This window comes from Rhodoblastus sp. 17X3 (assembly GCF_030056575.1).
In the GTDB taxonomy this organism is placed as follows: Bacteria; Pseudomonadota; Alphaproteobacteria; order Rhizobiales; family Beijerinckiaceae; genus Rhodoblastus.
The window spans coordinates 66,792-87,097 of record NZ_JASHHX010000003.1 but is presented as its reverse complement, the minus strand read 5'-3'; the positions used below and the strand labels follow the sequence as shown (position 1 = coordinate 87,097).

The 20,306-nt window shown below is 61.8% G+C and carries 18 protein-coding genes and 2 tRNA genes; 13 read left to right on the top strand and 7 right to left on the bottom strand.

All coding sequences use genetic code 11. The features are described 5' to 3' along the window. Positions 1-53: 53 nt before the first annotated feature. Genes QM467_RS04535 through QM467_RS04520 form a run of 4 tightly spaced genes read left to right on the top strand, consistent with a single transcriptional unit; the run spans position 54 to position 3,752 of the window. Positions 54-551 carry a J domain-containing protein gene (locus tag QM467_RS04535; protein ID WP_342395096.1) on the top strand — a complete coding sequence of 166 codons (498 nt, stop codon included), beginning with the start codon at positions 54-56 and terminating at the stop codon, positions 549-551. Continuing rightward, complete coding sequence (locus QM467_RS04530) at positions 551-2,350, top strand: DNA cytosine methyltransferase (RefSeq protein ID WP_283365112.1); 1,800 nt, start codon at positions 551-553, stop codon at positions 2,348-2,350. The genes QM467_RS04535 and QM467_RS04530 overlap by 1 nt, the downstream gene beginning before the upstream one ends. Further along, positions 2,347-2,613, top strand: a complete 267-nt coding sequence (locus tag QM467_RS04525; RefSeq protein ID WP_283365111.1) for a helix-turn-helix transcriptional regulator — start codon at positions 2,347-2,349, stop codon at positions 2,611-2,613. Before QM467_RS04530 ends, QM467_RS04525 begins: the two co-directional genes overlap by 4 nt. Then, complete coding sequence (locus QM467_RS04520) at positions 2,610-3,752, top strand: tyrosine-type recombinase/integrase (RefSeq protein ID WP_283365110.1); 1,143 nt, start codon at positions 2,610-2,612, stop codon at positions 3,750-3,752. Before QM467_RS04525 ends, QM467_RS04520 begins: the two co-directional genes overlap by 4 nt. Before the next feature lie 69 nt (positions 3,753-3,821). On the opposite strand, the gene QM467_RS04515 is transcribed toward QM467_RS04520, so the two are convergent. Further along, positions 3,822-3,906, bottom strand: a tRNA-Tyr gene (locus QM467_RS04515). A gap of 202 nt (positions 3,907-4,108) precedes the next feature. On the opposite strand from QM467_RS04515, the gene rlmB reads away from it, so the two are divergent. From rlmB to QM467_RS04475, 8 genes are all read left to right on the top strand, one after another. Continuing rightward, positions 4,109-4,969 carry a 23S rRNA (guanosine(2251)-2'-O)-methyltransferase RlmB gene (gene rlmB, locus QM467_RS04510; protein ID WP_283365109.1) on the top strand — a complete coding sequence of 287 codons (861 nt, stop codon included), beginning with the start codon at positions 4,109-4,111 and terminating at the stop codon, positions 4,967-4,969. 142 nt (positions 4,970-5,111) lie between these two features. Beyond that, entirely contained in the window at positions 5,112-6,788 is a 1,677-nt protein-coding gene (locus QM467_RS04505) for an MFS transporter (RefSeq protein ID WP_283365108.1), read from the top strand. An 89-nt stretch (positions 6,789-6,877) separates the two neighbouring features. Then, positions 6,878-6,952 (top strand) — tRNA-Thr (locus tag QM467_RS04500). A gap of 163 nt (positions 6,953-7,115) precedes the next feature. Then, the gene (locus QM467_RS04495) at positions 7,116-8,333 is read left to right on the top strand and encodes a tyrosine-type recombinase/integrase (protein WP_283365107.1); all 1,218 of its coding nucleotides are present in this window, start codon (positions 7,116-7,118) and stop codon (positions 8,331-8,333) included. Positions 8,334-8,647: 314 nt separating this feature from the next. Further along, on the top strand, positions 8,648-8,887 hold the full coding sequence (locus tag QM467_RS04490) for a helix-turn-helix transcriptional regulator (RefSeq protein ID WP_342395095.1): 240 nt from the start codon (positions 8,648-8,650) through the stop codon (positions 8,885-8,887). A 3-nt stretch (positions 8,888-8,890) separates the two neighbouring features. Beyond that, on the top strand, positions 8,891-9,367 hold the full coding sequence (locus tag QM467_RS04485; RefSeq protein ID WP_283365105.1) for a helix-turn-helix domain-containing protein: 477 nt from the start codon (positions 8,891-8,893) through the stop codon (positions 9,365-9,367). Continuing rightward, positions 9,364-10,473 carry a tyrosine-type recombinase/integrase gene (locus QM467_RS04480; RefSeq protein ID WP_283365104.1) on the top strand — a complete coding sequence of 370 codons (1,110 nt, stop codon included), beginning with the start codon at positions 9,364-9,366 and terminating at the stop codon, positions 10,471-10,473. The genes QM467_RS04485 and QM467_RS04480 overlap by 4 nt, the downstream gene beginning before the upstream one ends. A 350-nt stretch (positions 10,474-10,823) precedes the next feature. Beyond that, the gene (locus tag QM467_RS04475) at positions 10,824-12,164 is read left to right on the top strand and encodes a DUF3422 family protein (protein WP_283365103.1); all 1,341 of its coding nucleotides are present in this window, start codon (positions 10,824-10,826) and stop codon (positions 12,162-12,164) included. A gap of 387 nt (positions 12,165-12,551) precedes the next feature. On the opposite strand, the gene QM467_RS04470 is transcribed toward QM467_RS04475, so the two are convergent. The 6 genes from QM467_RS04470 to QM467_RS04445 form a co-directional block, all read right to left on the bottom strand. Then, positions 12,552-12,857 (bottom strand): PsiF family protein, encoded by a 306-nt coding sequence (locus QM467_RS04470; protein ID WP_283365102.1) that lies wholly within the window; start codon positions 12,855-12,857, stop codon positions 12,552-12,554. 74 nt (positions 12,858-12,931) lie between these two features. Further along, entirely contained in the window at positions 12,932-14,755 is a 1,824-nt protein-coding gene (locus tag QM467_RS04465; RefSeq protein ID WP_283365101.1) for a DUF1302 domain-containing protein, read from the bottom strand. A 69-nt stretch (positions 14,756-14,824) separates the two neighbouring features. After that, complete coding sequence (locus QM467_RS04460) at positions 14,825-16,210, bottom strand: MFS transporter (protein WP_283365100.1); 1,386 nt, start codon at positions 16,208-16,210, stop codon at positions 14,825-14,827. A gap of 204 nt (positions 16,211-16,414) precedes the next feature. Beyond that, positions 16,415-17,476, bottom strand: coding sequence for a 3-keto-5-aminohexanoate cleavage protein (locus tag QM467_RS04455; RefSeq protein WP_283365099.1), 1,062 nt, complete (start codon positions 17,474-17,476; stop codon positions 16,415-16,417). 35 nt (positions 17,477-17,511) lie between these two features. Then, positions 17,512-17,904, bottom strand: coding sequence for a carboxymuconolactone decarboxylase family protein (locus tag QM467_RS04450; protein WP_283365098.1), 393 nt, complete (start codon positions 17,902-17,904; stop codon positions 17,512-17,514). 252 nt (positions 17,905-18,156) lie between these two features. Beyond that, the gene (locus QM467_RS04445; RefSeq protein ID WP_283365097.1) at positions 18,157-18,978 is read right to left on the bottom strand and encodes an SDR family NAD(P)-dependent oxidoreductase; all 822 of its coding nucleotides are present in this window, start codon (positions 18,976-18,978) and stop codon (positions 18,157-18,159) included. A 134-nt stretch (positions 18,979-19,112) separates the two neighbouring features. On the opposite strand from QM467_RS04445, the gene QM467_RS04440 reads away from it, so the two are divergent. Then, positions 19,113-20,180, top strand: a complete 1,068-nt coding sequence (locus QM467_RS04440; protein WP_283365096.1) for an AraC family transcriptional regulator — start codon at positions 19,113-19,115, stop codon at positions 20,178-20,180. Positions 20,181-20,306 lie beyond the last annotated feature (126 nt).

Genomic DNA, 20,306 nt, shown 5'->3' with positions numbered 1-20,306 from the left:
AGTGGCCCGAAGGCCTCCCCCGCGCCAGAGCGCGCGAGTCCGGAAAATTCAAAATGTCGCTCGCTGGCGCGCTGAAAAACGTCTACAGCTCGCTCGTTTCGTTCGGGCGCGATAGCGGGCGTAAGCTCGAGCACATCGTCCTGTCGTCCAACGTCACGCTCGGCGCCGAGCGGCCGTCAGATCCCGGCGTCGCGGCCTGGTTCCATTGGGACGGGCTGCAGGTTTGCATTGCGGTGGACCGCTACGCGACCGTCGAGGCGAACCTTCAGGCGATCCACCACATCATCGAGGCGCGGCGCGTCGAGCTCCGTCACGGCACGCTCGCGCTGGTCCACGCGACCATGAAGGGCTTCATCTCCATTCCGGCGCCTGCTGGAAAGAAGCCGTGGCGCGAGGTCTTCGTCTTCTCCCCCAGCTTTTCCGGAGATCGCTTGCAGATCGAGGCGCGCTATCGCGAGCTCGCCAAGCAGCGCCACCCCGACGCCGGCGGATCGGTCGAGGCGATGGCGGAATTGAACGCGGCGCGGGCCGAAGCTTTGAGGGAAATCTGATGAGCGCGCACGAAATCATTCTCGATTCCTTCGCCGGCGGCGGCGGCGCGAGCCTCGGAATCGAGATGGCCTTCGGCCGCTCGCCCGACGTCGCCATCAATCACGACGCCGACGCCCTCGCCATGCACGAGGTCAACCATCCGGCGACGCAGCATCTCAACTCCAACATCTGGCAGGTCAATCCCGACGAGGTCATGCCCGGCCGGCCGATCGGGCTGATGTGGGCCTCGCCCGATTGCAAGCACCACTCGAAAGCCAAGGGCGGCAAACCGCTCTCGCGCAACATCCGCGATCTGGCGTGGGTGGTCGTGCTATGGGCCCAGAGGCGCCGGCCGCGCGTGATCTGTTTGGAGAACGTCGAGGAATTTCGCGATTGGGGCCCGCTCTGCGAAAACGATAGGCCGATCCCCGAACGCAAGGGCGAAACCTTCGCCAAATGGACCGGCGAACTTAAAAAGCTCGGCTACAAGGTCGAGTGGCGCGAGCTGCGCGCCTGCGACTATGGCGCGCCGACGATCCGCAAGCGCCTGTTTCTGGTCGCGCGCTGCGATGGCCGCCCGATTGTCTGGCCGGAGCCGACGCACGGCAATCCGAAATCGGACGAGGTCAAGCGCGGCAAGCTCCTGCCCTGGCGCACGGCGGCGGAGATCATCGACTGGTCGCTGCCCTGCCATTCGATCTTCCTGACCAAAGAGGAAGGCCGCGCCGTCGGCGTCAACCGGCCCTTGGCCGAAGCGACGATGGCGCGCATCGCCAAGGGCGTGCAGCGCTATGTGATCGACGCGGCGGAGCCGTTTATCGTCACCTGCAATCATGGCGGCGACCATTTTCGCGGCCAGGGCCTCGACGACCCGTTCAATACCGTCACGGCGGCGCGCGATGCCCATGGGTTGGTCGTTCCGGTCGTCACCTATGCCCAGCAGGGCGGCGCGACTCGTCCGGCCGACCCGCCTTTGCACACAGTCACTGCCTCGAAGAAGGATCAGAATGCGATCATCGTCCCGGTCATTGCCGGATGCGGCGGCAGGGCTGGACAATCGCGACCGCGTCCGGGCGACGAACCCTTGCAGACGATCACGGCGAAGGCCGATTCTGTCCTCGCCGCTGTCCATCTGACCAAGTTCAGCGAAAACAGCACCGGCCATCTGCCCGCCGAGCCGCTCCATACCGTCATGGCCGGCGCGCCGCGCCATGGCGTCGTCGCCGCCTTTCTCGCCCAGCACAATGGCGGAACCTGCCCCGGCTCGCGCGCGGCGGACGAGCCGGTTTCGACCGTCACGGCGACCGGCGCGCAGCAGGCCGTCGTCTCCGCCGGGCTGCTCAGCCTCAAAGGCTCCGACCGCCGCGCCAGCGATATCGAAGCGCCGCACCCGACCGTGACGGCGCAGGGAATGCATAGCGCCGAGGTCCGCGCCTTCCTGGTCAAATATTACGGCAACGACAAGGACGGCGTCTCGCCGGCCGAGCCGATGCACACCGTTCCGACCCGCGACCGCTTCGGCCTGGTGATGGTCAAGGGCGAGCCTTACGAGATCGTCGATATCGGCATGCGGATGCTGCGCCCGCGCGAACTGTTCCGCGCCCAGGGCTTTCCGGACTCCTACGTGATCGACCGCCGCCCCGACGGGTCGAAACTGACCGGGACGTCATCAGTCCGCATGTGCGGCAATTCGGTTTCGCCGGTGATGGCGCGAGCCCTTGTCGCGGCGAATTTCATCCTGGACGAAGTCGAGATTGCTCGCGGGAAAGCGAAACCAACCACCTCCAGCGCCGATTTGTTCGTGGAGGCCGCAGAATGAACGCCGTGCGCAAGATCCGCCCATGCCCCCGCGATCCGATCGGGCTCGGCGCGGAAGAGGCCGCCGCGTTCATCGGCGTTTCAGCCAGCACCTTCGCCAAGGCCGTCGAAAACGGCCTTATGCCCGCGCCGTTCGAACTGTTCGGTCGCAAGATATGGTCGGCCGGCGAGATCGAGACCGCGCTAAACCGCTTGCCACGTCGTGGGGCCGGGAGGCAGGATGACGCCGACGGCTCCGACATTTGGAGCGACGTCTCAGCATGAGCGCCGCCATGGCCGAAATCGACCTGAAATATATCTTCCGCGACCAAAGCCGCCACGGCCAGACGCGAACTTATGTCCGCGTCAGCGGCAAGAAAAAGCGCCTGCGCGCGCCGGAAGGCTCGGTCGAATTCTTGCAGGAATACAGCGCCGCGCTCGAAGAACTTCGCTGCGAAAAGCCAGAAAAGCCGGCGGGCCTCGAAAAGGTCAGGCAGAACACGCTGGAATGGCTGGGTGAGGAATACATGCGCTCGGTCGAATTCCGGCGCCTCGACGCGAAGTCGCAGCGGGTCCGCCGCTCCATCCTGGAAGGGTGTTTCGCCGAGCCGCGCAAGCCTGGCGCGCCAGAGCGCATAGGGCAATGCCCATTGGCGCAGCTTGAGGCCAAGCATGTCCGTGTCCTGCGCGATCTCAAGGCCATCGCGACGCCCGGGGCCGCGAACAACCGCATCAAATATCTGTCGGCCATGTTCACATGGGCCGTCGAAAACAATCACCTTAAGGCGAACGTCGCCCGCGACGTGAAGCCGGTCCATTATAACAGCGACGGCTTTCACGCATGGGAGCCGGAAGAGGTCGCGCAATTCGAGGCTTATTGGCCGGTCGGATCGAAGCAGCGCCTCGCTCTCGCGCTGTTCCTCTTCACCGGCGCCCGGCGCGGCGACGTCGTCCAGTTCGGGCGCCAGCACATCAGGCCGACCGAGATCGAAGACGAGGACGGGAATCGCGTCACTGAGGACTGGCTGAAGTTCACGCCGAAAAAAACGGCGAAGTCGAGCGGCGTGACCTTGGAGCTGCCCGTGCTCGACGAACTCGCGGCCGTGATCGAAGCGACCAAAACCGGCCACCTGACCTTCCTCACGACGGACAAAGGGAAACCCTTCACATCGAACGGCTTCGGCAATTGGTGGCGCGAGCAATGCGATGCGGCCGGTCTGCCGCAATGCGCCGCGCACGGCTTGCGCAAGGCCGGCGCGACCATCGCCGCCAACCGCGGCGCGACGACGAAACAGCTCATGGCGATTTACGGCTGGTCAGACCCCAAGATGGCCGAAATCTACGTCAAGAAAGCCGACCAGAAACGCCTCGCCGGAAATGCGCGAAAACTGCTCGCGCGAGGCGAAAAGCAGAACAAGGTCTGACCCACCGTTCGCCGGGTGGCTGACCCACCTTAAGCAAACCATTGATTTTTAAAGGGAACAAAAGTGGTTTGGTGGGAGAGGTAGGACTCGAACCTACGAAGGCATAGCCAGGGGATTTACAGTCCCCCCCCTTTGCCGCTCGGGACACTCTCCCATCCGGGAAGGCGCAGGGCCTTCCGGCGACGAAAAAGCCCCGTGACAACGGGGCCGTTCGACAGGGGGGCTTATGCTTATATCCGTCCTTTGTGTCAACTCCAAAAAAGAGCGCGCCAGTCGCGGCCGATTGTCAAAGCGGCGCGCGCATGAGAGGACAGGGCCCAGAGGGTCGGCTGCGACCGGTCCCGGCGGAGGCGTGCATGAAGAAACAAGGCGGGAGGCGAACGGATCGGCCTTTTGGCGAGGCGCGGGGCGAGAAGCCCCCGCGCAGGTCGCCGAAAATCGCGCCCGGCCCGGCGGCGAAAAACGCGCAGAAGGCGGAAATGCGCAGCTTTCGGCGGCCTTCCGCCGAACTCGCCACACTCTATGGCTATCACGCCGTACGCGAGGCCCTGCGCAACCCGGACCGCGCCTGCCTCGACCTCTTCGCCACCCCCGCAGCCGCCGAAAAGCTTGCCGGGGAGATCGAGGCGCGCGGCGTCCCGCTGCATCTGGTCGATGGCGAAACGTTGTCGTCGCGCCTCGGAGCCGAATCGGTGCATCAGGGCGTGTTGCTCGAAGCTCGCCCTCTGCCCACGCTCGACGTCAGCGAGATCGAGAACACGTCCGGCCTGGTGCTGGCGCTCGACCAGATCACCGACCCGCATAATGTCGGCGCCATTCTTCGCACCGCCGCCGCCTTCGCCGTGGACGCAGTGATCGTGACCGAGCGCAATGCGCCCGAACTCTCGGGCGTACTGGCCAAGACGGCCTCCGGCGGGCTGGAGCATGCGCCGCTTGTCGAAGTCGTCAATCTCGCCCGCGCGCTCGATCGGCTCGGCGCGGCGGGCTATCTGCGGGTCGGCCTTGATTCGGAAGGCCCCGAAAGCCTTGAAAAGACGCCGCTCAGCCGTCCGGTCGCGCTGGTTCTGGGCGCCGAGGGCAAGGGCCTGCGCCGCCTCACGCGCGAGAAATGCGACGTTCTGGCGCGGCTCGACATGCCCGGCGCGATCAAAAGCCTCAATGTCTCAAACGCCTGTGCGGTCGCGCTGGCGCTGACGCGCTCCCGGCTCTCCGAATAGGATACATACTTAATACCGAATATAACTGGTGCGAATCCAGGAACGAAGGCTTGCCCTCGTCCGCGCGAGGACGGCATATTGACCTGAATCAATAAGAAGAAATTCAGGATATGAACATGATCGCGGGAGGAGAATTCAAACCATGACACAGGCCGCTCTGGCGCAGGCGGACGACCGCAGCCGCCCCATGACCGCGCAGGAAAAGCGCGTCGTCTTCGCCGCCTCGGCGGGGACGATCTTTGAATGGTATGATTTCTTCCTTTACGGATCGCTGGCCGCGATTATCGCCAAGCATTTCTTTTCCAATGTGAATCCGACCGCGGGCTATATTTTCGCCCTGCTCGCCTTCGCGGCAGGTTTCGCGGTGCGCCCGCTCGGCGCTGTTCTGTTCGGCAGGCTCGGCGACCTCGTCGGGCGCAAATACACCTTCCTCATCACCATTCTTATCATGGGCGTTTCGACCTTTCTGGTTGGCCTGCTGCCCACATTCGCCGCCATCGGCTTCACCGCGCCAATCCTGCTGATCATCCTGCGCCTCCTGCAAGGCCTGGCGCTCGGCGGCGAATATGGCGGCGCGGCGATCTTTGTCGGCGAACATGCGCCCCAGCGCCGCCGCGGCTATTACACCTCCTGGATTCAGACCACGGCGACCCTCGGGCTACTGCTGTCGATCCTGGTCATCGTGGCGATGCGCGCGATCATCGGAGAAGAGAATTTCGAGCTTTACGGCTGGCGCTTCCCCTTCCTGCTGTCTTTCGTCCTGCTGGTCGCCTCGGTCTGGATGCGCCTCCAGCTCAACGAGACGCCGGCCTTCCGCCAGATGAAGGCGCAGGGTCGCGGCTCGCGCGCGCCGGTCTCGGAAGCCTTCGGCAAATGGGGCAACGCCAAGATCGCGCTGATCGCATTGCTCGGCGGCACCGCCGGACAGGCGGCGGTCTGGTACACCGGGCAGTTCTACGCCCTGTTCTTCCTCACCCGCATCCTGAAGGTTGACGGCGCCACCGCCAATATGCTGATCGCGGGATCACTGGTTCTCGGCGCGCCCTTCTTCCTGTTCTTCGGCTGGCTGTCGGACAAGGTCGGCCGCAAGCCGATCATCCTGGGCGGCTGCCTGCTCGCCGCCCTGCTCTATTTCCCGATCTTCCACGGCCTGACGGTCATGGCCAATCCGGCTCTGGCCCATGCGCAGGACACCGCGCCTGTCACGGTTATCGCCGATCCGGCCCAATGTTCGTTCCAGTTCGATCCCATCGAAAACGCCGCCTTCACCAGCTCTTGCGACATCGTCAAGAACGTGCTCGCCAATTCCGCCGTGAGCTATTCCAACGTCAAGGCGCCGGCGGGTTCGATCGCGCGGATCTCCATCGGCGGCAAGGAGATCGCCTCTTTCGACGGAACCAACTTGCCCAAGGATCAATTGGCGCAGAAGCGCGCCGCCTTCGAGGCCGAAGTGCTGTCGGCGATCGAGGCCGCGGGCTATCCGGCTTCGGCCGATCCGGGGCGGATCAACAAGCCCGGCGTGCTTGGGCTGCTGACCCTGCTCGTGATCCTCGTCGCCATGGTCTATGGGCCGATCGCGGCGCAACTGGTCGAATTGTTCCCGACCCGCATCCGTTACACCTCGGTGTCGCTGCCCTATCACATCGGCAACGGCTGGTTCGGCGGCTTCCTGCCGCCCCTCGCCTTCGCCATGGTCGCGGCCAGCGGCAATATCTATTTCGGCCTGTGGTATCCGGTCTGCGTCGCGCTGATGACCGTCGTCGTCGGCCTGGTGCTGGTGCCGGAAACCAAGGATCGCAACATCTACGCCAGCGACTGATCCCTCTGGCCGAAGGGGCGGCAGTCCGCCGCCCCTTGCGCCTGCGGCGGCGGACTGCTAGCAGATCGCCGTTCCGCCCAATGCGGAAAGCCGGATTAGCACAGCGGTAGTGCAGCGGTTTTGTAAACCGAAGGTCGGGGGTTCGATCCCCTCATCCGGCACCAAATCCCCATCCCAGACAATCCAGAAACGTCTAGAAGTTACTGAAAAGCAAGAGCCTTACTTAGATTTTCAGTCCCGGCGGGTCCAACGGGGTCCGTTGGTATCCGCCGAATTTGTTGGTATAAATATTGGTATGCACCAGATACCAACAATTGAGATACCAACATGGCTCTAACCGAGTTTCAAATCCGCAACGCCAGACCGGCCACGAAAATCGTCAAGCTTTCCGATGGTGGCGGGCTGCAATTGTGGATTTCGCCCGATGGCGCGAAGCGTTGGCGACTGGCGTATCGGTTCAACGAGGCGCAAAAGACGTTGGCAATCGGCGTCTACCCCGCAACCGGCCTCAAGGAAGCGCGCGTGGCCCGCGAGGAGGCCAAACGACGCCTAGCCAATGGGCAAGACCCGTCCCTGGCGAAAAAGCTGGAAAAAGCCGCCAAGGCCGCAGCATCGGCCAACACCTTCGAAACGATAGCCGCCGAATTCTTGGACAAGAAGCGGCGTGAGGGAAAAGCGGAATCGACCGTTTCCAAACTGGAATGGCAGTTGCGCTTTGTCCCGCCGGCCATTGGCGCCCGTCCGATTGCCGAATTGACCGCCCCTGAAGTTCTGGCGGTCCTGCGTCCGGTTGAGGCGCGTGGGCGAAGGGACACGGCGCACCGCCTTCGCGGTACGATTGGCCAGGTCTTCCGTTATGCTGTTGCAACAGGCCGCGCCGAAAACGACCCGACGAGCGCGCTCAAGGGCGCATTGGCCGCGCCAATCGTCAAGCATCGTGCCGCAATCATCGAACCGAAAGGGTTCGGCGGGCTTTTGCGCGCCATCCAAACCTATGAAGGAACGCCAGAGACACTTGCAGCCTTGGAATTGTTGGCATTGACCTTTGTCCGTCCCGGCGAGCTTCGCGCGGCGGAATGGGTGGAATTTGATCTGGAGGCTGCTACTTGGGCCATCCCGGGCGAACGTATGAAAATGAAGCGCCCGCACCGCGTCCCACTGGCGCCGCAAGCACTCGAAATTCTGGGCGCCTTACGCGAAATAACCGGCCAGGGAAAATTCCTGTTCCCTTCCATCCGGTCGGCGAGCCGTTGCATGAGCGAAAACACCATCAACGCCGCCCTGCGCCGCCTCGGCTTCGGCAAGGACGAAATGACGGGACACGGTTTTCGATCAGCCGCGTCGTCGATCCTCAATGAAAGCAGCCTCTGGAATCCCGACGCCATCGAAGCGCAATTGGCCCATGTCGAGAGCAACAAAATCCGCAAAGCCTATGCCCGCGCTGAATATTGGGATGAGCGCGTAAGAATGATGGACTGGTGGGCCGACCGTTGCGAGGAAATGCGGCGCGGCGGCCTTGTTCTCAAATTTAATGCATCGGTTTGAAAATTCGGCCTGGCGCAAGTCCAAAAAGAAGAACGCACGAAGAACATAAGAGGGGCTGTGGAAAACAGATTTTGACAGACGCGACCGACGATAGTGAACTAAAGTACAAACATGAACCGCGCTGGTTCATGCCGTGCCTCACGGGATTGAGGCGGACGAGAACAAGAGAGCCGCACCAACCCCTGCCAGGGTCGATACGGCTCGTAGGGTTTTAACCCGCGCTCAGTTAGGAGCGGGTCAACCTTACCCGGCATTGCGAAAGGCGTAAAGATTTTCGGATGCCGGCTCGTCGTCGAATGCGATGAGAAAATAGAATGGTTGAAACCAACGGTGGCGCAAACAAGCGCCCCGAAACGAAAATGCAAACTCTCCCCCAAACTGGATTTGTTCGCCTAAGCGCCATTCTCGCGCCGAATGGCCCCATCCCCGTTGGTCGGTCGACCTGGTGGGCGGGCGTCAAGGAAGGGCGCTTCCCGAAGCCTGTGAAGCTTGGCGCGCGCATTACCGCGTGGCGGGTCGAAGACATTCGCGCTTTCATCGAAAACGGCGGCTGACGCATGGCGAGGCGGCACAATGTCCGCCGCGTCAAGATCCATCGGAGCTATTCAGTCTCGGAGGCCGCGAAGCTTCTGGGCGTGAGCAAGCACACCCTAAGCCGATGGATCGACGCCGGCCTTCCGCTCATTGAGCCAAAACGTCCGTTCCTGATTCTCGGGAGCGAATTGCGCGCCTTCGTGAAAGCGCGCCAGCCGCGCAAGCAGCCTTGCCGCCCTGGTGAAATCTATTGTGTGCGATGCCGGGCGCCGAAGCGTCCGGCTTTCGACGAGGCGGATTACATCCCCAAGACCCCGACGACGGGACAACTCGCTGGACTCTGCCCGACCTGCGGGTCGCTGATCTATCGCCTGACGAAAACCGCCACGCTCGCCGTAGCAAGCGGCGATCTGAAGGTTACGCGCCGCCCTGCACAGGAACGCCTAAGCGATAGCGCCCACCCCTCCCTGAATGTTCACTTCCGAAGGAATGAAAAATGACCGCGAAAAGACACCCCGCAAACGAGCGTGTGAAGCGTCGTTACCTGCAATTCCTCGCCGACGTCAAAGGGCGGGACGAGACTTCGCTCGACGCCGTGGCCAAAGCCCTGGAGCGTTTTGACGACTACAATCGCCGCCGCGATTTCAAGAAATTCCACATCGAACAGGCGCGCGGATTTAAGGCGCATCTAATGGAGCAGCGCAACGTGCGGACGGGCGCGCCGCTCTCGGCGTCCACCATCAATTCGACTCTCGCCATTCTCAAGGCGTTCTTCATCTGGCTGGCCGGGGAATCCGAATATCGCTCGTCCTTGAAATACGCGGACGCCGAATATTTCAACCCGCCCGAAAATTTGGCGCGCATCGCCTCGGCCCATCGCCACCGGCCTTGCCCGACGCTGGACCAAATCCGCATCGTTCTCGACGCTATGCCGACCGAAACGGAAATCCAGCGCCGCGACCGTGCGCTGGTCGCCTTCGCCATCCTGACGGGCGCCCGCGACAGCGCCATCGTTTCTTTCAAGCTCAAACACATTGATCTTGAGCATGAATTGCTGGAGCAGGACGCGAGGGACGTACAAACTAAACGCGCCAAGACCTTTTCGACATGGTTCTTTCCAGTCGGCGACGACGTCAAACAGATTGTCGTCGATTGGGTCTGCTATCTGCGGCAGGAAAAGCAATTCGGCCCCGCCGATCCGATTTTCCCGAAATCTCGCGTTGAACCTGGCCCAAACCTTCACTTTGTCGCCAGCGGTCTTGATCGCGCCCATTGGGCCAATGCGCATCCCGTCCGCGCGCTTTTCAAAGACGCCTTTGCCCAAGTCGGGCTGCCCTACTTCAATCCGCACAGTTTTCGCAACACGCTGGTTCAACTGGCCTATGAACTCAAACTCGACGCCGAGCAATTCAAAGCATGGTCGCAGAACCTTGGCCATGAACATTGCCTGACGACTTTTTCCAGCTACGGTCACCTTCCGCCGCATCGGCAGGCGGAAATCATTCGCGGCCTCGCGAAGCCCGCTAATTCCGGGCCGGGGGAATCGACTTCCGCCATCTTGCGGCAGTTGGCCGACGAATTGGAGCGAGGCAAGAAATCGAGCTAAATCTGAAAGCCCCCTGCGTTTTGGGACTATTGTCACTATTTAGCGCCCGCCGGCAGAAGACCGCTCGCGGCGGCACGCGGTCGTAGACCGAAGGGCTGGAGACGGCCGAAAAGCGGATGCTCGCTCGGTTTGGCTCTTGGCTGTTGTCCGCCAACTGGGCCGCGCTTGCTGCGCCGACAAGCGGTTTGCAATCTTGGCCCCCCGAGCGGGTTGCTGAGTCAGGGGTGAACTTTGCAATCGCGTTAACACTCTTTACCATTCCTGCTTTTACGTTATGGGGCGCTACGAAAATTGCTGAGGCGCATGCGCCGGTATCTACCGGGCGCCTTCGGCAAATTAGAGGAAGAAAAATGATGCAGCGCCCGGACGGAGGGCACGGCATGACGAATGGCCAGGCATGCATGAGAGAACACGAAGCTCGCTCCGCCATCCTTGCCGAACTTCACGCGCGCCCTTTCCTTCCCGTTGAGGCGCCCCGGCGGGTCTATCATTTTGCTTTTGCAACCAATGACGCGGAAGTGCGCGCGGACCGCCGGGCACTTATCGCGCTATGCGAAGCGAGTGGAGCAGAAAGCCCCCCGGAGGATGCCAAATTTTGCCACTTGGCAGTGGGCGATTGGGAGCTGCGCTGGGAGCAGCATACCGAGTTCACAACGTACACCTGGTCCACCTCGCAGGACGCAGCCGACCCCTTTGCGCATCCCGATCCGCTCGGCGAAGGCGAGATCGCGTTTCTGGCGCCGGGCCGTCTTGTGGTGGCAGCGCATCTGGCGATCATTGCGGGCGGCCCTTCGCCCGAATCCCTAGCGCCGCTGTTCAAGCCAGAAAGCCTGTGCGTCGTCCGCGTATCGAACGCTGCAGCGCACATGCTGACCGATTTTGTTGCCGGCCCCTATAAATTCACGCGGCTGCTCATCAGAATGGATAGGGGCGACGCGCTCCGAGCCGGCCGGGTCGTCCAGCGGCTCCTCGATATAGAAACGTACCGCACCATGGCGCTGCTCGGGCTCCCGGAAGCGCGGCGCGCCAGCCCTGAACTCGCGCGTATGGAGTGTGAAATTGCGGAGATTAACTACGCGCTCAGCCAAACCGAGGGAGCGCGCACCAGCCAGCACTTGCTGAAACGGCTGAGCGATCTGCTGGCATCGAGCGAAGCGCTTTCGACGCGCACGGCATTCCGCTTCGGCGCCAGCCGCGCTTACCACGCCGTCGTCAAGAACCGCCTCGAACTCATCCGTGAGGAAAAGGAAGGTTCCTACACCACCGTCTCCGGCTTTTTCAGCACCCGGCTCGACCCCGCGATTGAGACCTGCAACGCTGTGGAGATGCGGCTCGCGCGCTTGTCCACTCAAGTGCAGCGCGCCATCGATCTCATGCGCACCGGCATCACCTTTGAACTGGAACAGCAAAACCGCGACTTGCTGGAAGATATGAACCGCCGCGCACGCTTGCAGATGCGCCTGCAAGGCATAGTCCAGGGCATCTCCATCGCGGCGCTGGCCTATTATCTCTCGGGCCTGACGACCTATCTTGCCAAGGGCCTCAAGGATGCCGGCTGGCTGCCGAAAGGCATCACCGCTGACATGATGGTGGCGGCGGCGCTACCCCTTACGATTCTCGCATCCTGGGCTTTCATGGAGCGCGTCCGGCGTCTCAGCATCAGGGCGCGAGAAGAGGAAAAGGTAAAGTGAAGCCAAATCTATCGCCAGAGCCGGCGCTAGTTATGAACTCTGGGGAGGTTGTTCATCTGGCGGCTCAGTTTTGAGCGTTTTCCACGCGTTTGGGCGCCGGCGTTCTCTATGAGTTCATTCGGCACCTAATTGGGTCCGCTGGATGTGAAGCGGCTTGGTTGGAATCGCAGCCGGTCTGCGACCAAATGCTACAGAATTTGCCCCGCCTTTCACTCCCTCACTCGGGCGTCGCTCCCGCTCGGGAGCTCGGTTCGGCCTCCTTTCTGGGAGTCGCTGGCGGTTTGGTTGGCCTACGTCCCGTCGACTTGTAATACGCAATGCAAACCACGGCGCGGCGGCTTTTTTGGCGCCGCGCCGCTCGAGAAACCAGGACGACTTTTTACTTGATCAGTGGCCGCCGCTTCGCTTGCACTTTTCGCGGAAGGTCTTGCGAGCCTTGCCGTGCAAGCCCTGCGCATCAGCCTGCTGCGAGCAGCTTTTCGAAACCGCCTGCCTGGTCGCGTCTGCCGCGGGAGCCTGGGCAGCAGCTGGCCGGGCGGCGGGCCGGGGATTTACCGCGCCGCCAACGGCGGAGCCTGGCGCCGGCCGATAGGCGCCCGCGCCGGCGCCAGCCGGAATGTTAGCCTGACCGAAGGCCGCACCGGCCAGCACGGTCAGAACGCCGGCGAGGGGAAGAATTCGATTCAATTTCATTTTTTGCTCCTTCGTTAAACAGAATTCCGCTCCTCGCGCCCGGCGTGTCCGCGAGCGAGGCGACACTCGCAGGCTCAGAAACGGATTCCAGCGGAGAAGTTCACGAATTGACGGTCGGACGTATTGTCGTAAGTGGCAATCTGAAGCGCCGGAGCCCACACGACTTCGGCAAAATATTTCTTGCCATATTCCGCTCTGACCCTGAGCGGCATCACCATGCGGCCCTGATTGAAGACGCCGTCGTAGGACCAGCCGCTGACATCCTGGATCAGTCCGATCGCCGGCATCACGCTCAGGCCCGGCGTCAGGACATTGTCATACCGGAGCTCGGCGGTCAGGCGATAGCCTGTGGCGTTCGCCGTGACGTAACCCGCCTGGGTGCACTGGACTGCGGGGCCTTTGCACAGATGGCCCGGGAGTGGGCCTTGTCCGAACGCTTCCGAACGACCAAAGCGCAAACCCGGCGGCAGATCGTAAACCTGCTTGAGACCGAATTCGGCGCCGAGCGTCAGCGTCGAGGCGTAAAGGATCGGCGGCAAAATCTGGCGCACGCCAAGGCCAAGATTGCCGACCTCAAGTCGATGGTAGCCGTCAAAAACTCCGCCTGGAGGCACAGAATTGTATATATTGCGCAAAGGCGTCGGATACTGAGGCCCGACTAGCGGATAGACGAGGTCCGCGGCGTTATAATTGACGGGCTTGTTCGGGCTAAAAACATATTCGCCGTAGAGTGTCGTGGCCTTGATTTGCGTCGTGAAGTTGATCGTTCCCGAATCAACTGCGCCAAGATATGCGACATTGTACGCAGAATTGAGTCCGCCCGGATTGCTCGGAAGCCAATAATTGGGGCCGGGACGCAAGGTCTTGACGCCATTGCCGACCGGGGTGGGTTGATCGACGTGAGCGTAATAGAGCCCGAACTTGGTCAGCAGCGAATCGGCTGTATACGTGCCGCCGGCGCCAAAATTGATGTCGTTGGGCTGCGCCGCTGCTTTGCGATTGAGCGCGTAATCGGTTCGGTAGGACGTCGGATCGGCGAACAACGGGTTGAAAAAGACATTGTTGCAACCGGGCGCGGCCCAGTCGGCGTATGAGAAGAATGTGCCGCAGCCCGCCACCACGCTTCTGGGTCCCTGGAAGAGCAGAAAGCTTTCAAAAATGGCCTTGTCCTGCAGGAAGCCCATGCGTGTGAAGACGCCGGGCGTCGGGATCGTTAATTCCGCGGCCTGCGCGCCGGGCCGGACGACCGCCGAATAATCGACGGCGTTGACGGCGTAGAACAAGCCGCCCGGGATCGCGGTCGACAAGCCCCATGGGACGTTGATTTCGCCGATACGGCCTTCGACGCTCACGCCCTCGACCTTCTGCTTGGTATAGGCGTAGGCTTGCTGAATCGCGAATCCGGCAAATTTTTCTCGCGGATCGAAGCCCATCTGGCCGAGCGGCGTCCCCGCCGCGTATCCGTTAGCGTAGTTGCCCCACGGGACATCCTGGTAGAGTTGGGTAGCGTCGCCCCAGATCTTTCCGGTCACGAAGACGCCGAAATTCTGATTATGCGCATCGATCGTGGCGTAGGCCTTGGCGACGCTCGAAACGGCTTGCCCCTGCCCATAGTTCAGGTTGCCGTCATCCTGGTTCGGACCGCTGATCGCCGTCGCGGGAACGCCCATTCTCCGGCCGTTTGCCGGAAAGATCAGCGCCGGATCGCGCGGGGCCGTCCTGATTTCGGAGCCCATGGTCGCGGCGCCGGAAACATTGACGTCGATGTCGCCGACCTTGAATTCCTCGGCGCGCGCTTGCGGCGCCAGGATCGCGAGAACCGTGCAAGCGACGCCCGAAAGCAGCGCTGCGCGCAGATTCGCCGCGACCCAATCATTTTGAATCCCGCCCCTCTTCATTTTTCCACCCTGAACTATTTTTTGCTTATTTTCGGCGCGCGGCGCGTCTTGAAGCATCTTGCGATTTCCTCAATGTCCGGCGACGGCTTTGGCGAAATTTTCCGTGCCCAAAGGCGACGAGGCGTTCCGCTCCTTATCCTGCGCGGCGATCTGCTCGCGAACATGTCTCACGTCGTCCTCGTAGGTTTGGACGGCCAACAGGAACATGACGGCCGCGACGATGCAGAACGACGGCATGAACATCATCGCCGTCTCCAGACCCCAGCGGTCGGACAAAGCGCCGGCGATGAACGGACCAGCGGCAAGGCCGAAGAGGTTCTGGAATAGCGACAACACGGACGCCCCGGTTGCGCGCACCGAGGGGTGCATCACATTGAGGACGACGGCGGCGACCGGGCCAACCGTGGAAGCGGCCATGAAACCGCCCAGCACGATGAAGACAAGCTGCGCGTTGGCGGTCGTCACGATGCCCCAACGTGGAGCGGCGAAGGCGAACACCAGCGTAACCATCGTCGCGAGGCTGATTCCTGCAACGACGTGCAGCTTGCTGGTCAAGGCTCTCCGACCGGCGCGGTCGGCGACATTGCCCCAGATCACGCTGCCGAACGCACCGGCGAGGACGACGAGGGCCGCCTTCATGCCCGCCTGATCGGCCGGCATGCCGTAAGTCCTGTTCAGGTAGCTCGGAAGCCAGGCCCAGAGCGTGGCGACGACGATCAACTGCGCGGCACCGCCGAGGCAGACCCACAACATGGTCTTCGGCCGGAAAATGGCGTGCGCGATCTGTTTGGCGGTCGCAACCGCGTCGCGACGCGCCGATCCTTCATGGGCGACAAGTCTGACCGTTCGGTAGTCCTTCACCGCCAGATACAGGAGAGCAAGCGCGAGGCCGGGAATGCCGACGACCCCGAACGCCGCCTTCCAGCCCCAGCGGGCGGCGATAAAGCCGCCGAGAACGACGCCAAGTACAGATCCAACCGAGGCCGACGCGAAGAAGCCGCCCAGCAACGAGGCATGCATGCGCCGCGGGAAATGACCCGCGATCACCGCGGCGCCGACGGATCCATAGCCGGCCTCGCCAAATCCAACCATAGCCCGCGCAGCGAACAGCTGAGTGTAGCTTCCCGAGAACATGCAGGAGATGGAGGCCAGGCTCCACACGATGGCCATGCCCGCGATCGACTTGACCCGGCTGAAGCGGTCGGCGACGAGAGCCGCCGGAGTTCCGAAGATGGCCACGGACACAGCAACAATCGAGACGAGCCCGCCAAGCTGGGCGTCGGACAGCCCCCACTCCGCCTTGAGGTGCGGAAAGATCGTGACGATCACCTGCCGGTCGACATAGTCGAAGATCATGAGGCTGATGGTCATCGCATAGGCGAACCAGGCCTGGCGCGGTCCGAACAAATAGCTGTCCGGCTCCGCGCGACCGGAGTCTGCGGATTGAATATGCATGGCGTTCCTCCCGAACGTTATTTCTTGTCCGAATGTCAGGGCGTCAGAACTGTGGCGCCGATCGTCTTGCGCGATTCCAGCACGCGATGCGCTTCAGCCGCCTCCGCCAGAGAAAGCAACAGGCCCGGCTCGCGGGTTATTTTGCCTGCTGCGACCAGAAGGCCCCCCGCCGGACTTATCGGCGGGGACTTTGCTGTTGCGCTTTTAGGCGGCGACCGCTCGCACGGGGAACCCTCGCTGGCCTGGCGCGCGGTTCGGAACCATGCCGAGCTTGGCGAGCGTCTCCTCGGTCGAATTGTACTGCACGCCGATCTGGTAGATGTCGCGCGCTTCAGGCCCGGTCGCGACATCGCGCCCGAGTTCGCGAGAGATGCGCACCATCTGTTCGATCTGCTGCACGGAGGTCATTTTCTCGCCCTTGCGGCGCCAGAGATTGTCCTCGATACCTACGCGCACGTGCAGGCCGAGCGCGATCGCGATCGTGTTCATTGGAACCACGTTACGCATGATCCCCTCGATCGTCAGGACGGCGCCGTCCGGTGTGCGTCGAGCAAATTCCAGGAGATCGGCCGGATGCGTTCCGGCCATGCCGCCGCCGATGGCGACGTAGTTCAGGATAAGGGGGCCCTTGTAAACGCCGCGGCGTATCAAACGCTCGACCGTTTCAAGCTGCGCGATGTGCCCGAGCATGAAATGCGGCTGGATGCCGCTCTCCTGAAGACGCTTGAGGTGCTCGAGATAGAATTTCGGCCCCGCCTCCAAATGCATGTCGCGATAAGCCATGTAATACGCCGCGTTGGCGATTGAGGTGCCGGCGACATCGTCATCGGTCAGAAGTTCGGTGATGTTCATCTGCGACGTATTGATCGCGATCGTCACCTGGTCGGGCTTCGGCGTCAGCTCGGTCAACATATGCCGGGTGTCGTCGCCGAGCCACTTGGCTTCCTTGCCTTCGCCCTCGGGCGCGAATGAGATCGAACCGCCGACCTGCAGCACCATTTTCGGAACCGCCGTGCGCAGGCGGTCGAGCAACTCGTTAAACATGCTTATGCGCTTTGACCCCTTGCCGTCTGCTTCTCGACAGTGGACATGGAGCACGGTCGCGCCGGCGTTATAGCAGTCGACCGCCTTCTGTACGTGCTCGGCCATGTTGACGGGAATGTCTTCGGGAAAATCGCTCGGAAGCCATTCGGGGCCGTAGGGCGCAACCTGGATCACGAGCTTCTGCTGGTTCTCCGGCAGGAGTGAATCGTCGAGAAAATGCATAACGTGGTTCTCCGCTGAGTTGAGTGTCGCAGTGGTCAGGCTTTGCCTTTGGGGGCGTTCTTGGCGGCGAGTTCGTCAAGGAGGATCGGTGCGCCGAGGCTCATCGAATGGATGCCGAGGACGCTCGCCGCCTGCAGGACGGCGAGGATTTCCTCTTTCGTGACGCCGAGTTCGAGCGCCTTGGCGATGTGACGTCGGACCCCCGGCGCGTACATATGTGTGCAGGACGCGTCGACAGCGATGGCGATCAATTCGAAGGTCTTGGCGTCGAGCGCGCCGCGTGCGACTGGCGTCATCGCCATGTCCATGAATTTCTCGGTCCAGATCGCGTCAAGCTCGGCGAACGGATCCCAGTTCGGGTTCCATGCGCCTGTCGCCCGCAGGTGGTCGGTGATGGGCGTATGGGGTTTGGTCTGCTGATCCGACATAATTATCTCCAATTCCTGGGCGCAGGCCACCGCGGCCGCGGTGTCGACGATGTTCGCGCGAACTCGGACGCATCTATGCGATCCTTGGTTGGCGTGATTCCTGTCGACCTTCGTTATCTGGGTGCGACAATCTGTCTCGTGATCGCCAAACTATCCCGCTTTCGGCGAAACTTTTTGACGGATTAGGACATTATTTTTACAATTTGGGACGTCGTCTAAATTATTCCGGCATGGCGTAGTCTGCTGTGTCGCTTAAATCATTCCGCCGTTCGGGCTGATCGTCTGCCCGACGAGATAATGGCCATCGCAAGCGAGATAGAGAGCGAGTGACGCATACTCATCCGGCGTTCCGAGCCGACCGAGCGGAATCATCTGAGACAGCTGGTTGCGTCCCTGTTCGCCAATACTGTTCAAATAGGCGTCGAAAATTTCGGTGTGCACGCCGCCGGGGGCTATAGCGTTGACAAATATGTTCGCGCCGGCGACTTCCGCGGCTACCGCTCGCGTGAAAGCAATCACCGCCCCTTTGGTCGCAGAATAGTGAGGACTGTGGGCGCTAAAGGCCGACAGGCCCGCAATCGAGGCGATGTTGATGATCTTACCGTCTTTCTGTGGCTCCATGCGCCGCAGCGCTTCGCGCGTGCAGTAGAAGACTCCGTGAACGTTGACGTCCCAAAAGCGATGCCAGTCCTCGTCGGTCATCGCGCTCGTGAATCCTAGCGACCGTCGTGGCAGCGGCGTTGTCAGATATGCGTAGTGCATATTGCGCCGCGCCTCATCTTCGGGCCGCGCGGGGATCGTGGCGGCATTGTTGACGAGAACGTGCACCGTTCCAAATTGGGTGCAGACCTGTTCGAACATTGAAGCGACCGCTCCGCTTGATGACACGTCGCAATGGACCGAAAGGCATTCCGCGCCGAGCGCTTTCACGGCCGTCGTGGTTTCGTCCAGCGCGTGGTCATTGATGTCGCATACGACGAGACGAGCGCCAGCCCGCGCATAGGCCAGCGTGATCGCGCGGCCCAAACCAGCGCCGCCGCCTGTGACTATGGCTGTCTTGCCATTGAGGTTCATCGTCGTCTCCCGTCGATTTGCAAAGCGCGACAACTTGCGCTCGACTCCGCGAGATATACCGATTATGACAAGAGCTGTTTGACGGATCGGGACATAATTTTTACAATTTGAGACGCGAGGATGGATTTTGCGACATGACTGATCTAATCCGCAGCGGTTGTCTCACGCATTTTGCCGACGTGGCGCGCTCTGTAGGCATCGATCCGGCGCTGATGCTGCGTAATGCGGGGTTGCCACCGACGAGCCTTCAGGCCCCTGATATCAAGATCGCTGCTGGCGGCGTGGGCCGCCTGCTCGAAGCTTCCGCCGCTGCGGCTGCAATCGATGATTTCGGATTAAGGCTCGCAGAGCGCGGAGGTCTCTCGAATCTTGGGCCGGTCGCGCTCGTTGTCCGAGAGCAGCCAACCGTTGGCGCCGCGATGGAGGCGATCGCCCGTTACATTCATATCCATAATGAATCCCTCAATATTCGCATCGAAGATCACGGCGATTTTGTCGCGATCACACCTACGATGCTATTCGGTCAAGCCGCGCCTGCGCGCCAAGCGATCGAACTCACTCTTGGTGTCTTGTATCGCATCCTCAGCGCTTTTCTCGGTCCGGGCTGGCGACCGCTAGACGTGCAATTCACCCATCCGCCGCCCAGGAACCGAGAGACGTACCGACGATTTTTTGCCTGCAACGTCGCCTTCGGCGCGGAGTACGACGCGATTGTGTGCCCCATTTCGGACATGGATCGGCCGATGCAGGCCGCCGACGCATTGATGGCGCGTTACGCGCAGAACTATGTAGAGGCCATCGCCGCGGGTTCGCCCGACATGGCGGGCAAGGTGCGCGAACTTGTCGCCGCGCTCTTGCCGACCGGGCGCTGCTCGGCGGAGATTATCGCCGGGCACTTGGGCTGTGACCGGCGTACGGTCCACCGGCGGTTAGCAGCTTGCGGCACAACGTTTTCGGACATTCTCGACGAGCAGCGCGCGGCGCTAGTGCTTCGATTGATCGAGGACTGCGGCCGCTCCCTGCAGGCCGTGGCTGAGATTCTTGGCTTTTCTGCGCAAAGTGCATTAGCGCGATGGTTTAAAGAGCGCTTCGGCTGCTCCATGACGCAATGGCGCGCCGCGCACTTTCAAATCCCGCGACCGGAGACACTGAACCACCCGGCAAGCAATGAACTATCGGAACGTCCGCTGAGTGTGCGATAGCCGCCGCCGGCACCTGCATGTCCTAAGACCGAAACGAGCCGAGAGGCGACTTTGCTTTGGCGGTCGAGATCAGGCTGAAATCGGCGGGAAGCGGACCGATGCCGATGTCGCCGGCAAGGTCCCTGC

What these genes read in the sequence shown, in the direction of transcription:
- QM467_RS04535 (WP_342395096.1), top strand. Translation starts at nt 54, where the DNA reads ATGTCGCTCGCTGGCGCGCTGAAAAACGTCTACAGCTCGCTCGTTTCG.
- QM467_RS04530 (WP_283365112.1), top strand. Translation starts at nt 551, where the DNA reads ATGAGCGCGCACGAAATCATTCTCGATTCCTTCGCCGGCGGCGGCGGC.
- QM467_RS04525 (WP_283365111.1), top strand. Translation starts at nt 2,347, where the DNA reads ATGAACGCCGTGCGCAAGATCCGCCCATGCCCCCGCGATCCGATCGGG.
- QM467_RS04520 (WP_283365110.1), top strand. Translation starts at nt 2,610, where the DNA reads ATGAGCGCCGCCATGGCCGAAATCGACCTGAAATATATCTTCCGCGAC.
- rlmB (WP_283365109.1), top strand. Translation starts at nt 4,109, where the DNA reads ATGAAGAAACAAGGCGGGAGGCGAACGGATCGGCCTTTTGGCGAGGCG.
- QM467_RS04505 (WP_283365108.1), top strand. Translation starts at nt 5,112, where the DNA reads ATGACACAGGCCGCTCTGGCGCAGGCGGACGACCGCAGCCGCCCCATG.
- QM467_RS04495 (WP_283365107.1), top strand. Translation starts at nt 7,116, where the DNA reads ATGGCTCTAACCGAGTTTCAAATCCGCAACGCCAGACCGGCCACGAAA.
- QM467_RS04490 (WP_342395095.1), top strand. Translation starts at nt 8,648, where the DNA reads ATGGTTGAAACCAACGGTGGCGCAAACAAGCGCCCCGAAACGAAAATG.
- QM467_RS04485 (WP_283365105.1), top strand. Translation starts at nt 8,891, where the DNA reads ATGGCGAGGCGGCACAATGTCCGCCGCGTCAAGATCCATCGGAGCTAT.
- QM467_RS04480 (WP_283365104.1), top strand. Translation starts at nt 9,364, where the DNA reads ATGACCGCGAAAAGACACCCCGCAAACGAGCGTGTGAAGCGTCGTTAC.
- QM467_RS04475 (WP_283365103.1), top strand. Translation starts at nt 10,824, where the DNA reads ATGATGCAGCGCCCGGACGGAGGGCACGGCATGACGAATGGCCAGGCA.
- QM467_RS04470 (WP_283365102.1), bottom strand. Translation starts at nt 12,857, where the DNA reads ATGAAATTGAATCGAATTCTTCCCCTCGCCGGCGTTCTGACCGTGCTG.
- QM467_RS04465 (WP_283365101.1), bottom strand. Translation starts at nt 14,755, where the DNA reads ATGAAGAGGGGCGGGATTCAAAATGATTGGGTCGCGGCGAATCTGCGC.
- QM467_RS04460 (WP_283365100.1), bottom strand. Translation starts at nt 16,210, where the DNA reads ATGCATATTCAATCCGCAGACTCCGGTCGCGCGGAGCCGGACAGCTAT.
- QM467_RS04455 (WP_283365099.1), bottom strand. Translation starts at nt 17,476, where the DNA reads ATGCATTTTCTCGACGATTCACTCCTGCCGGAGAACCAGCAGAAGCTC.
- QM467_RS04450 (WP_283365098.1), bottom strand. Translation starts at nt 17,904, where the DNA reads ATGTCGGATCAGCAGACCAAACCCCATACGCCCATCACCGACCACCTG.
- QM467_RS04445 (WP_283365097.1), bottom strand. Translation starts at nt 18,978, where the DNA reads ATGAACCTCAATGGCAAGACAGCCATAGTCACAGGCGGCGGCGCTGGT.
- QM467_RS04440 (WP_283365096.1), top strand. Translation starts at nt 19,113, where the DNA reads ATGACTGATCTAATCCGCAGCGGTTGTCTCACGCATTTTGCCGACGTG.